The sequence below is a fragment of the Providencia sp. PROV175 genome (assembly GCF_032707045.1).
Taxonomy (GTDB): domain Bacteria; phylum Pseudomonadota; class Gammaproteobacteria; order Enterobacterales; family Enterobacteriaceae; genus Providencia; species Providencia hangzhouensis.
The window spans coordinates 1,678,327-1,690,912 of the sequence record NZ_CP120533.1 but is presented as its reverse complement, the minus strand read 5'-3'; the positions used below and the strand labels follow the sequence as shown (position 1 = coordinate 1,690,912).

Sequence of the window (12,586 nt, the reverse complement as noted above, 5' to 3'; positions counted from 1 at the left end):
CCTACTTATTCGAATTCATCCAGCCAAACTAACAAAATCGCTTCTAGGATTTTCTCGTTCGATTTTTGCGGATCATCATCAAATTCTTCTAAATCGCAAATCCACTGGTGCATATCGGTAAAGCGCACCGTTTTTGGATCAACATCTGGAAATGCGTCATACAGTGCTTCACCGATTTCACGGCTATTTGACCATTTTAAACTCATCATTTTCTCTCATTATATGAACAACTATTTTTCAAATTATAGTCCTTTGAATCATATCAACGGATCTTTTTCATCTATTCTTCATTATACTGTTTGTGAGAGGTAAATCGATAAGTGTTTCCAGACAAGCCAATGTAATGCCTTGCTCTTTTAATGCGGTAAACAAACCACTTGATGATACATAAGGGCAACCCAATTTTTCTTTGATATTTTGAATTCGTCTATTTTCACTGGCTTCTGAACAACCTTGAATATAACTGATTTCTTTTACCTTACAGTGCGAAAGCAGTAGGCGTATGGTTATCATCTCTTTTCGTGTAAAACGAATATGGCCAAAACGCATATATTTTTGAGGATTTAATAGTTCCGGTGCAACATTCTTTGTTTGCCCTAATAATTGCGCCTTTATAGGAATATTCGCTCTCATCGGTAAAGTAACGTCAGGATTTTTTTTCCAAAGCTGGTGGGCATACTCAGAAATCATGGGACGATGCTTATAAATAGATAACATTTCAGATAATGTGAGCTGCTTATTTGAATTTACAGTAGTAATTTCAAATGTACTCCCATATCTATTACAAAAATCAACTTTAAATTTACTTTTTTTCGATTTAGCTAGAATCTTCATGAAAACTTCCGGGTAATTATTCCAATATTGGATGCTCGATTTTAATCTTTCTTCCACCAAAAGATCCAACCCACTGTTTAAACTTATTAATTGCCATTCATAATTATTAGATGCTATATGCATTGTTTTATTTTTTAAATCAACACAGAAATAGGTAACATCAACATCATGCCAATCAAAAATATTTATAAATTCATTTTTAAAATTACCACATATATCTTCAAAAACTTGGCTTTCAGCATTCATATCAATTCCTTAATAAAATTTAACTTCCCATTTTTTTCTCTATTTCAAAATCTTTAGGTGGCTTTTTATAAATTAAAAATCGAAGTGCACCACACAGTGTTAAAAATAGCCCCACATAGGCTATATTAATATTAGCAAGATAAGTTGTAATCAAAGGTGAGACACCACCAAAAAGCATTGCTGTAAAGTTAAAACCTAACGCAAGTGTAACAACCTTTCCTTTTGCCGCTTTAAACAACATAAAGGGGGTCGTTGCTAAAATCATTGCTGCATATATATTGATAATTAATTGAGAAATAATAGTTAATATTATAGATTGGCTGCTAATTAATAAAAACATAGGAATTGATAAAAACACCATTCCTATCACACCGAGGTTATATACCTTTTCCAAAATATTATATTTGTCGGTAAGCCAGCCACAAATTAACATAAAAGATAGAAGTAAAATTGACAATAACAGTGCCCATACAGTCCTATCTTCTATCATTTGCATTTTTTCAAGAAACATAGCTGTTGAAACATGCTGCACAAAGAAGAGCACATTTCCAGGTATGGTTAATAAAAAAACAAAAAACATATCCATATAACTAATAGGTACTGATTTTATTTTTTCACTTGAATTATTAGGCAATTTCATTCTAAACCAAAAGCTAATAGCAATATTAAGCACTCCTAAAAACAGGGGAACTCGCCATCCAATACTTTGCATCATCTCTGGTTCTAAAAAAAATTCCAAAGCAAATACAACTGTAAGTGAAATAATAATACCGAATGCTGTACTGCCATTGATTATGGCTGATAACCTTGAGTTTTCATTATTCTTAGAGTTATTAAAAAGGTAAGTAATTAATGATGGATATTCTCCTGCAAAACTAAATGATAGTGCCATTTGCAAAATTAAAATGGCAATAGGAGTGTAATTCCCTAATAAATTAATAGGTAATAATGCCATGCATAGTGTAGCTGTCCCTGTTATAAAACTTGTTAAAACCAATGCGGACTTTTTACCAACACTGTCGGCATACCTCCCTATAATATAAGCGCCAACAGGCCGAATAATAAAACGCAAAGCAAATATACCCCATACCATCTCTGTCGCTTGGTTATAGCCTAGCCGCTCTAATTCTGCGCTGAGATAACTCGATATTGCCGCAAAAACAGCAATATCATAATATTCAAGTGTATTACCAGCCACTGCGCCAAATCGATATTTCCATTTCATGATAGAATTTCTTTTTATCTCCAACTTTATTTAATTAGCATTTATATAAACATTGAATCATTGTATTTTAATCCAAAGGTAACTACTCAATATCGATATTATCTATAACATAAAAAACAAAGCGCACAAAGTGATAATTTAATTACTAACTTTAAATCAGCAATTAAATAAAACAAAAAAATTTCATGATATATAAATAATTAATTTATTAAAATTAAATAAAATATTAAGGATTGCATTTTACTTTCAAAAAAAACAAAAGAAAATAATAAGGAAAATATTAAAATACAAAAAATCACTCTTATTACATATATGAATAAATATTAAGGACGATTTACTGTTATTTTTTAAATAATTCACATTGTAGCTAGACGGCAAATGAGAGTATTTTGGAGAGCATACAAAAGTATGTGACTAGGGTTAGCGAAAGAAGCCAACAACGCTACAGCGTGAAGCATGACATGTATTTTGATTTTTTAAATAATTCACGTTGTAGCTAGGCGGCGATTGAGAGTAGCTTGGAAAGCATACACAAGTATGTGACTAGGGTTAGCGAAAGAAGCCCCCTACAACGCGAAATATAACAAACTATTCAATGCTCTAAATAGTTCGTGTTGTAGGTAGGCGGCAATTGAGAGTATCTTGGGGAGCATACAAAAGTATGTGACCCAAGTACTCGAAAGAAGCCAACACCCCTACAACGCGAAATATAACGAGCATTAGTGTTCGCGGGCGTGATTGATAGTATAACGTGGTATCTCCACCACTAAATCCTCATCCGTCACCAACGCCTGGCAACTTAAACGACTTTCTGGTTCTAACCCCCATGCTTTGTCTAACATGTCATCTTCGAGTTCACTACTTTCTTCTAGTGAGTCAAAGCCTTCGCGAACGATGCAATGACAGGTTGTACAAGCACAGGATTTTTCACAGGCGTGCTCAAGCTCAATACCGCTACGTAATGCAACATTTAAAATAGACTCGCCTTCTTGTGCTTCAACAACAGCACCGTCTGGACATAAATCACTATGAGGTAAAAAAACTATTTTCGGCATAATTATATCTCATCCACAGAATGGCCTGACAACGCTTGTCGAATGGAGGTATCCATACGACGCGCTGCAAACTCCTGCGATTGCTTATCCAGTTGTTTAATGGCATTTTCAATTACGATTGGGTCAATGCCCTCAATCGCTTTAATTAACTCATTGACCGCATTATCAATTTCTGACTCTTCTTCTGGCGTCAGTAAATTGCCATCTTGGGCTAATGCGCTCGTTAAACTTTCAAGCACTCTTGCAGCTTCAACTTTTTGCTCCGCTAAGCGGCGCGCATTTAAGTCATCTTGCGCGTTAGTCATTGAATCCTTAATCATGTTTGAAATTTCGTTGTCCGTTAACCCATACGATGGCTTAACTTGAATCGAGGCTTCTACACCAGTGGATTTTTCCATAGCACTGACACTCAACAGCCCATCAGCATCGACTTGGAAAGTGACGCGAATATGAGCCCCACCAGCTGCCATTGCTGGAATATCACGTAAGGTAAAGCGCGCTAACGAGCGGCAATCTGCCACCATTTCACGTTCACCTTGCACCACATGCACACTCATTGCCGTTTGGCCGTCTTTAAATGTGGTAAACTCTTGAGCTCGAGCAACTGGAATCGTCGTATTGCGCGGGATCACTTTTTCAACCAATCCCCCCATGGTCTCTAGACCAAGGGATAACGGGATCACGTCCAATAACAACATTTCGCTGTCGGGCTTGTTCCCTACTAAAATATCGGCTTGAATTGCGGCGCCAATTGCCACTACTTTATCTGGGTCGATGGATGTCAGTGGTGATTTACCAAAAAACTCCCCAACTTTTTGACGTACTAAGGGTACGCGAGTCGAACCGCCAACCATAACAACGTTCAGCACCTCTTGTGCCTCAACACCTGCATCTTTCAATGCACGACGACAAGCCATCAGTGTACGTTTCACGTAAGTTTCAATTAACGTTTCAAACTGCTCACGACGAATTTCCCCTTGCCAATTGGCAAGCTGAATAGCCACGGCATCTGCGTCACTGAGCGCAACTTTCGTTTCTGTTGCCACATTTAATAGTTGACGATTTAAATGATGATCGCCTTGTAATGAAACGCCTGCTTGCTCAGCAATCCACTGTGCCAGTACTTGGTCGAAATCATCGCCCCCAAGTGCAGTATCGCCGCCCGTTGCCAACACCTCGAATACACCGCGGCTTAAACGCAAAATAGAAACATCAAAAGTACCACCACCAAGGTCATAAACAGCAATCACGCCTTCTTGCCCAGAGTCCAACCCGTAAGCAATCGCAGCGGCAGTCGGTTCATTCAGTAAACGTAATACATGTAAGCCTGCAAGGCGCGCCGCATCTTTTGTACCTTGGCGTTGTGCATCATCAAAATAAGCCGGCACCGTAATCACTACGCCATCCATTTCGCCACCTAAGGTTTCTTCCGCACGTTTTGCTAATGTTCTTAGAATGTCAGAAGACACTTGGATTGGATCGACTTGGCCAGCCGCAGTTTGAATAAATGGCAAACCATTTTCACTGGCACTTAGTTGATAAGGTAAGTCAGGGTAGCGTTTTTGAATATCGACCAATGAACGCCCCATCATGCGTTTCACTGAAATAATGGTATTGACTGGGTCTTGCTCTGCAAGTTGCTTTGCATCCCATCCCACTAGTTTGCTTTCAGGCTGATAATTAACAATCGATGGTAATAAAAAACGCCCTTGATTGTCAGGCAAAGCCGCAGCTTCACCACTGCGCACTGTCGCAATCAAAGAGTGGGTGGTACCTAAATCAATGCCAGCAGCCAATTTGCGTTGATGCGGAGCTGCTGTCATACCGGGTTCGCTGATTTGTAGTAACGCCATAATCGTTTTCTCTTAAAATTCATCTAGTAACCGTTCTTCGAGTTGCTCAGCTTGCTGCTGAAGCTTATCGAGAAAACGTAGTTTACGTACAGTATCAGCGGCTTTTTCCCACTGCATGGCATCTAACTCTGTCACCATCAGTGCGCTTCGTGCTTGCTGCATTTGTTTGACGTTTTGCATAAATTTAGCCAATAAATCAAGTGCATCATCACTGTTTTCAATATTGTCTAACTCTTCACGTAGCTCAAGCTGCTCCATTAAAAATGCCGTATCATGCATGGTATGTTGTTCGTTATTAATATCAAAACCATGTAATGAAAGCATATATTCCGCGCGTTTTAGCGGATGACGAAGGGCTTGATAGGCAGCATTAATGGTTGCTGCTTTTTGCAGTGCTTGCATTTTTTCCTGTTCAGAACAGGTTGCAAACCGGTCAGGATGGTATTGACGCTGTAAGTCTTGAAAACGTAACGTCAGTTGTTCGCTATCGATGGCATAAGTTGGGGTCAACCCAAAAAGAGTAAAGTAATCCATAAGTGCTCAGTTTCTCGAACCGGTTACCAATGCCACTAACAAGTTAATATTAGTGAGATTGGCCGAAAATTAGGCTTAATTGAACGCATTATACGTGAAAACTTTCACCGCATCCGCATTCACTATTGACGTTAGGGTTATTAAATTTAAACCCTTCGTTTAAGCCTTCTTTAACGAAATCCAGCTCAGTACCATCAAGATAAACAATGCTCTTGCCATCGACGATGACCTTCACGCCTTTATCTTCAAAAACCGTGTCTTCTTCATTGATTATATCAGCGAATTCAAGAACATAAGCCATCCCTGAACAACCTGAAGTTCTTACACCTAAACGCAAGCCCTCGCCTTTTCCACGATTTTGCAGAAAGGATTGAATACGCTGCGCAGCACTTTCTGTAAGAGAAATAGACATTGCAAACCTCACTTTAGAAACAAACAAGGCAGATGCTACTCAAGAGTCGCATCCGCCTTCAAATTATTTTATACCCACCCTATTTCTAAGCTAAGAAACTCAGCGATGTTTAGCCTAGAAGGCATGAGTATTGTTCCAGTTATAGGACGATAACTTGTTGTTATTTATTAATATGGCTTGTCCTATAAACTGATTAAAAACTTATTTGCTTTGGCGTTTGCTTTTGTAATCAGCAATAGCAGCTTTGATTGCGTCTTCCGCTAGAATTGAACAGTGAATTTTCACTGGTGGTAGTTCTAACTCTTCTGCAATGGCTGTATTTTTGATTGACTCCGCTTCGTCCAAGCTTTTGCCTTTCATCCACTCAGTCACGAGTGAACTTGATGCAATTGCTGAACCGCAACCATAAGTTTTAAAGCGTGCATCTTCAATAATGCCGTCATCATTTACTTTAATCTGTAATTTCATGACGTCACCACAGGCAGGTGCGCCTACCATACCGCTACCGACGCTTGGGTCGCTGTTGTCAAACGAACCAACGTTGCGTGGGTTTTCATAATGATCGATAACTTTTTCACTGTAAGCCATTTTTAAACTCCTGAAACCGTCTGATTAATGGTGAGACCATTCGATGCTGTTAAGATCTACGCCGTCTTTAAACATTTCCCATAAAGGAGACAGCTCGCGTAAGTGGCCAATTGCGCCATGAATCATTTTGATTGCATAGTCAATTTCTTCTTCTGTCGTGAAACGACCTAAAGAGAAACGGATTGAGCTATGTGCCAGCTCATCATTCATCCCTAAAGCGCGCAGTACATAAGAAGGTTCTAGGCTTGCAGAAGTACATGCAGAACCTGAAGATACAGCCAAATCTTTTAATGACATCATCAGTGATTCACCTTCAACATAGTTGAAGCTGACGTTCAGAATGTGCGGCGCACCGTGTTCTAAATCACCATTGAGGTAAACTTCTTCGATATCTTTAATACCGTTCCACAAACGTAACCGTAAACCGCGTAAACGCTCAGATTCCGCAGCCATTTCTTCTTTGGCAATACGGTAAGCTTCGCCCATACCAACGATTTGGTGTACAGGTAATGTCCCAGAACGCATACCGCGCTCATGGCCACCACCGTGCTGTTGCGCTTCAAGGCGAACACGTGGTTTACGGCGGACATACAGTGCACCAATACCCATTGGGCCATAAAGTTTGTGCGCAGAGAACGACATTAAATCAACTTTTAACGCATTCAGGTCGATGGGCAATTTGCCCACGCTTTGAGTTGCATCGACGTGGAAAATAATCCCTTTGCTACGGCATAATTCACCAATAGCTTCGATATCCTGCACTACACCAATTTCATTATTAACATGCATAATAGAAATTAAAATAGTGTCTTCACGGATAGCGTCTTGTAGGTCTTGCATAGCAATTAAACCATTGCTTTGCGGTGACAGATAAGTCACTTCAAAACCTTCACGCTCTAATTGGCGGCAGGTATCTAAAACGGCTTTGTGTTCCGTTTTACAGGTAATAATGTGGTTGCCTTTCTTTTTATAGAAATTAGCAGCGCCTTTAATCGCTAAGTTATCAGACTCAGTTGCGCCTGAAGTAAACACGATTTCACGTGGGTCAGCGCCCACTAATTCGGCGATTTGATTGCGAGCAATATCTACCGCTTCTTCCGCTTGCCAGCCGAAACGATGAGAACGGGACGCTGGGTTACCAAAGTTCCCATCCATTGTTAAACATTGCATCATTTTTTCAGCCACACGCGGGTCAACCGGTGTTGTTGCTGAATAATCAAGATAAATTGGTAATTTCATTGCTCACTTACTCCAAAGGACAAGGTAACTTGCCTTTAATTTTTAAAGATACAAATAGCGGAAATTAGCTCTTCGTCTAACAACTCACCAAGATGTACCGACTGCAATTTTTTTAATATTTTTAAGCACGTACATTGATAATCGATTCAGGTGTAATCCCATTTGGCATGGTTTTACGCTATTCGTTATCTTGTCTATCAGCAACAACCATGACTTCTTGGTTTTTAACCAGCTCATCAAGGCTAATGCTGCTAAGGAAACTTGTAATTCTATCGCTTAAATCGCGCCATAGTGCGTGAGTTAAGCAGCGATCGCCATTTTGGCAACCTTCTTTATTACCCTGGCAACGGGTGGCGTCAACAGATTCATCTACCGCAGCGATTACTTCAGCAACAAAGATTTGGTCTGCGTCTCTACCAAGCAAATAACCGCCGCCTGGACCGCGCACACTCGAAACCAACTCGTTTTTGCGTAAACGAGAGAAAAGTTGCTCAAGATAAGAGAGGGAAATTCCCTGACGTTCAGAAATGTCAGCTAAAGGCACTGGACCTGACTGAGAGTGTAATGCGACATCTAACATCGCAGTTACTGCGTAACGCCCTTTGGAAGTGAGTCTCATAACATATTACTCCGTGGTAAATTATGGTCAGATTGTGACATTCCTGAGTAATTTAGTCAACTATTTACCTGACTAATTTACTCAAGTATTATTCACCTGCTTTTACCACGGATTTCGCCTCACTTTTTCGCCCATTTTTCCATTGACGTTAAAATACCCCGCAGGATATGTAACTCTTGGGTTTCGATATGCGCTCGAGTGAATAAACGGCGTAATTTATTCATAATTAAGCCAGGGTGGGCTTTACGTATAAAACCGGATTCATTCAATACGCTTTCAAGATGGACATAAAACCGCTCAACATCTTCTGACGGCGGGTATTCTACCTCATCATCTGCGGAAATTACCGTATTTTTTTCATTCATTGAAAGATACGCCATACGTATCTCATAACTCACCAACTGAACCGCCATCGCTAAATTCAAAGAACCGTATTCAGGATTCGTTGGGATATATAAATGATACTGACATTTTTGTAATTCTTCGTTGGTCAATCCTACTCGCTCACGACCAAAAACAATCGCAACTGGCGATTCTTTGGATTGCTCAACAGATTTAACGCCACATTCACGTGGCTCAACCATCGGCCAAGATAAAGTACGAGAACGCGCACTAGTGCCGATCACTAGTTTACAGCCTTCTAAAGCTTCATCGAGAGTTTTAACGATTGTCGCATTACCAATAACATCACTTGCTCCTGCAGAAAGCGCAATAGAGTGTGAGTCTGGTTCAACAAGAGGGTTAACAAGATAGAGATTAGAAAGCCCCATGGTTTTCATTGCACGGGCCGTTGAGCCCATATTACCAGTGTGTGAGGTCTCAACAAGAACAATACGGATATTATCTAACATGGTTTATACGTTTCATAAAAAAATTATCGCAATAGCTTAACACAAAATTGCTTATTGTGACGAACATCTATATACTTCGGCACTCAAGTTTTTCGTTCTTTAACATTCCAGTGGAAAAAGCCCATGCATCCGATGCTTAACATCGCCATACGTGCAGCACGTAAGGCCGGTAATCACATAGCTAAAAACTATGAAATGCCTAGCAATATTAAAGTCACTCAGAAAGGCACTAACGATTTCGTTACTAACGTTGATCAAGAATCTGAGCAACTGATCATTGAAATCATCCGCAAGTCATATCCAGACCACACTATTATCACTGAAGAAAGCGGTGAATTAATTGGTAAAGATGATGATATTCAATGGGTAATCGATCCACTGGATGGCACCACCAACTTCACAAAACGCCTCCCTCATTTTTCTGTTTCTATCGCTGTACGCGTTAAAGGCCGTACAGAAGTTGCTGTTGTCTACGACCCAATGCGTAATGAATTATTTAGCGCAGTACGTGGACAAGGCGCTCAGCTTAACGGTTATCGTATTCGCATTGATGAAAAGCGTGACCTTGATGGCGCTATCGTTGCGACAGGTTTCCCTTTCAAACAAAAACAGCACGCTGCGGTATATATGAATATCATGACCGCAATGTTCGACAAATGCGCTGATTTCCGTCGTACGGGTTCTGCGGCGTTAGACCTGTGTTATGTTGCTTCTGGTCGTGTTGATGCATTCTTTGAAATCGGCTTAAAACCATGGGATTTCTTAGGCGGCGAGCTAATCATGCGTGAAGCTGGCGGTATCATGACTGACTTTATTGGCGGCCATAATTATATCGCATCTGGTAACTTAGTCGCTGGTAGCCCACGTGTTGTTAGAGACATACTGTCCGTCATGAAAGATGAGTTATCGGAAGCATTAAAACGCTAATTCATTCAGACTAGAAATAAATTAGCGCCAAACAAAAACCCACTCTTATTGTGGGTTTTTGTTGTTATTTAAAATAAATGTTTGTTTAAAATAAATTGCTATTTAAAACAAAATAACACCTTTAATTAATTCACGATTATTAATGACATCACTTTCATAAACATCACCAATGGTATCAAAGTCAAATTGGTGTGTTAGCATCATCCCACTAGATAACTTACCTTCAGCCATTAATCTTGCAACTTTATTGAAGTCTTCAGGCGTTGCATTACGACTCCCCATCATTGTTGTCTCTTTTTTATGGAAATCGGGGTCTGGAAACGATAAATTACCTTTAAATAGGCCAACAAATACAATTAAACCACCATGACGAATTAAATTCACCGCGGTGTTCATTGCGTGTTGATTCCCCGTAGCATCAATGACTTTCTCAGCAAGCATGCCTGAAAAATGGCCTTCAATGCTTGATAAGTAATTTTCAGCCGCTGGGTCACACGTTTTTAAGCCTAAGACCTTTTCAACATGTTGGCGACGTGCCTCACTGGTATCAGCCACTAATACGTTAGCACCATCCGCTTTGGCAATTGCAGCAACGCCAAGCCCTATCGGCCCAGCCCCTACGACTAAAACAGTATCTTGCGCTTTAACTTGCGCACGCCTGACGGCATGAGCACTGATTGAAAATGGTTCGATCAAGGCGCCATCAATATCTGTGACAGTGTCTTCAATCGCTAATACATTTTTCTCTGGAACATTTAAATATTCACAAAAACCCCCGTCTTCGTGAACGCCAATAACTGATATTTTTTCGCAACAATTTGTTTTTCCTTCCTTGCATGCACCACATTCGTAACATGCGACATAAGGCATCACCGCAACACGTTGCCCGACTTTCCACTGCGTGATATCTGATGCAACCTCACAAATAGTTCCAGAAATTTCATGTCCTAATACTCGTGGATATTGAAAAAATGGCTGGTTTCCTCCCCATGCATGAATATCAGTTCCACATATACCAACCGCATGAATTTTTATTTTTACGTGCCCAGTTTGAACTGTAGGTTCAACAACTTGTTGATAGACTAATTGTTTAGGTTCTTGGCAAATCAATTGTTTCATATTTCCCTCCATCAATTTATCTGTCTTTTTTAATTTAAAAAACATAGACTAGATAATTAACAACCGAATTTTGTGATTAAATGTTTTTAAATCGGTTTTAAATCGGTCTTTAAAGAATAAAAATCAGATTCAAGGAGTATTTAAATGGTGAGGAGTAAAAATATACGCTATGGGTCAATTAATGAATTCTTAGATGCCATACATAAAAATTTATTAACATCCCCCTTCCCCTCACAATCTTCTTTAGCAGAGATGTTTAATATCAGTCGAACCACCGTGAGACATACCCTCGAATATTTATTAGAAAAGAAAATCATTGAAAAACAAGGGAATGAATATCATGTCATTCGCTATCCCAATAAAACTGATTTCTTTCCTGTTGAATCAAGTCTCCCTGATCAACAAATCGTCTTATTCGAAAAAGCGTTTTATCAAATGATTAAACGCAAAGAATTGATGCCCGGAGATACTTTTACTGAATTACAATTAGCAAAAAAAAGTCATGTAAGTTCTAGTGTTGTTCGGGAGTTCTTAGTGGAGTTTTCCCGTTATGGGTTAATTAAAAACACCCACCGAGGAAATTGGCATATGATGAAGTTTTCACGTGAATACGCAGAAAAACTTTTTGAGTTTAGGGAGTTACTAGAAACCAATGCATTGACTCATTTTTTAAATTTACCACCAGATGACCATCGTTGGATTTTAGCGAAAGAGCTATTACTCAAGCATAGAACACTGCGTGAAACCGTTACTATCAATTACCGCGACTTTTCTCAACTAGATTATGAACTACATAGCCTTATTTTATCGGGTGCCAACAACCCATTTTTTAATCAATCTCTTGAAATCATCACTGTGATATTTCATTTTCAATATCAATGGGATGAATCAGATTTAAAAGAAAGAAATGTACTGGCAATTGAAGAACACATGACCATTTTAAGTGCGTTAATTAGCCGTAATGATATTGTCGCGATGAATGAACTTAGACATCATTTAGATACCGCTAAACGAACTATGATCAACTCCATACAGCAAACTTATGAATAAATAACATTAGTTTACAAGGCCAATGGATGGCCAA

General features: G+C 39.4%; 14 protein-coding genes. 2 read left to right on the top strand and 12 right to left on the bottom strand.

Translation table 11 applies throughout. The features are described from left to right. Nucleotides 1-5: 5 nt before the first annotated feature. The 11 genes from iscX to trmJ all read right to left on the bottom strand — a co-directional run bounded on the left by iscX (nt 6) and on the right by trmJ (nt 9,456). Complete coding sequence (iscX, locus tag P3L44_RS07380) at nt 6-206, bottom strand: Fe-S cluster assembly protein IscX (RefSeq protein WP_004912658.1); 201 nt, start codon at nt 204-206, stop codon at nt 6-8. 70 nt (nt 207-276) lie between these two features. Next, on the bottom strand, nt 277-1,080 hold the full coding sequence (locus P3L44_RS07375) for a helix-turn-helix transcriptional regulator (RefSeq protein ID WP_140172317.1): 804 nt from the start codon (nt 1,078-1,080) through the stop codon (nt 277-279). Nucleotides 1,081-1,099: 19 nt separating this feature from the next. Next, nucleotides 1,100-2,305: an MFS transporter gene (locus tag P3L44_RS07370; RefSeq protein ID WP_272662232.1), complete on the bottom strand. Its 1,206-nt coding sequence runs from the start codon at nt 2,303-2,305 to the stop codon at nt 1,100-1,102. A 719-nt stretch (nt 2,306-3,024) separates the two neighbouring features. After that, entirely contained in the window at nt 3,025-3,360 is a 336-nt protein-coding gene (fdx, locus tag P3L44_RS07365; RefSeq protein WP_004912660.1) for an ISC system 2Fe-2S type ferredoxin, read from the bottom strand. A gap of 2 nt (nt 3,361-3,362) precedes the next feature. Continuing rightward, nucleotides 3,363-5,213 (bottom strand): Fe-S protein assembly chaperone HscA, encoded by a 1,851-nt coding sequence (gene hscA / locus P3L44_RS07360; protein WP_272662233.1) that lies wholly within the window; start codon nt 5,211-5,213, stop codon nt 3,363-3,365. A gap of 12 nt (nt 5,214-5,225) precedes the next feature. Beyond that, nucleotides 5,226-5,747 carry a co-chaperone HscB gene (gene hscB / locus P3L44_RS07355; protein WP_094961711.1) on the bottom strand — a complete coding sequence of 174 codons (522 nt, stop codon included), beginning with the start codon at nt 5,745-5,747 and terminating at the stop codon, nt 5,226-5,228. Between the two features lie 88 nt (nt 5,748-5,835). Continuing rightward, nucleotides 5,836-6,159: an iron-sulfur cluster assembly protein IscA gene (iscA, locus tag P3L44_RS07350; RefSeq protein ID WP_004264913.1), complete on the bottom strand. Its 324-nt coding sequence runs from the start codon at nt 6,157-6,159 to the stop codon at nt 5,836-5,838. A 201-nt stretch (nt 6,160-6,360) separates the two neighbouring features. Beyond that, on the bottom strand, nt 6,361-6,747 hold the full coding sequence (iscU, locus tag P3L44_RS07345) for a Fe-S cluster assembly scaffold IscU (RefSeq protein ID WP_004264914.1): 387 nt from the start codon (nt 6,745-6,747) through the stop codon (nt 6,361-6,363). A 24-nt stretch (nt 6,748-6,771) separates the two neighbouring features. Next, nucleotides 6,772-7,986 (bottom strand): IscS subfamily cysteine desulfurase, encoded by a 1,215-nt coding sequence (locus tag P3L44_RS07340; RefSeq protein WP_004264915.1) that lies wholly within the window; start codon nt 7,984-7,986, stop codon nt 6,772-6,774. Nucleotides 7,987-8,164: 178 nt separating this feature from the next. Continuing rightward, entirely contained in the window at nt 8,165-8,605 is a 441-nt protein-coding gene (iscR, locus tag P3L44_RS07335; RefSeq protein ID WP_272662234.1) for a Fe-S cluster assembly transcriptional regulator IscR, read from the bottom strand. 119 nt (nt 8,606-8,724) lie between these two features. Beyond that, nucleotides 8,725-9,456: a tRNA (cytosine(32)/uridine(32)-2'-O)-methyltransferase TrmJ gene (gene trmJ, locus P3L44_RS07330; protein ID WP_004264918.1), complete on the bottom strand. Its 732-nt coding sequence runs from the start codon at nt 9,454-9,456 to the stop codon at nt 8,725-8,727. A 123-nt stretch (nt 9,457-9,579) separates the two neighbouring features. Between trmJ and suhB the strand changes: the two genes are divergently transcribed. Next, nucleotides 9,580-10,383: an inositol-1-monophosphatase gene (suhB, locus tag P3L44_RS07325; protein ID WP_004264919.1), complete on the top strand. Its 804-nt coding sequence runs from the start codon at nt 9,580-9,582 to the stop codon at nt 10,381-10,383. A gap of 102 nt (nt 10,384-10,485) precedes the next feature. Here suhB and P3L44_RS07320 read toward each other — a convergent pair whose 3' ends face one another. Further along, nucleotides 10,486-11,514: a zinc-binding alcohol dehydrogenase family protein gene (locus P3L44_RS07320; protein ID WP_004264920.1), complete on the bottom strand. Its 1,029-nt coding sequence runs from the start codon at nt 11,512-11,514 to the stop codon at nt 10,486-10,488. Nucleotides 11,515-11,646: 132 nt separating this feature from the next. On the opposite strand from P3L44_RS07320, the gene P3L44_RS07315 reads away from it, so the two are divergent. After that, nucleotides 11,647-12,552 (top strand): GntR family transcriptional regulator, encoded by a 906-nt coding sequence (locus P3L44_RS07315; RefSeq protein WP_004264921.1) that lies wholly within the window; start codon nt 11,647-11,649, stop codon nt 12,550-12,552. The last annotated feature ends 34 nt before the right edge of the window (nt 12,553-12,586 follow it).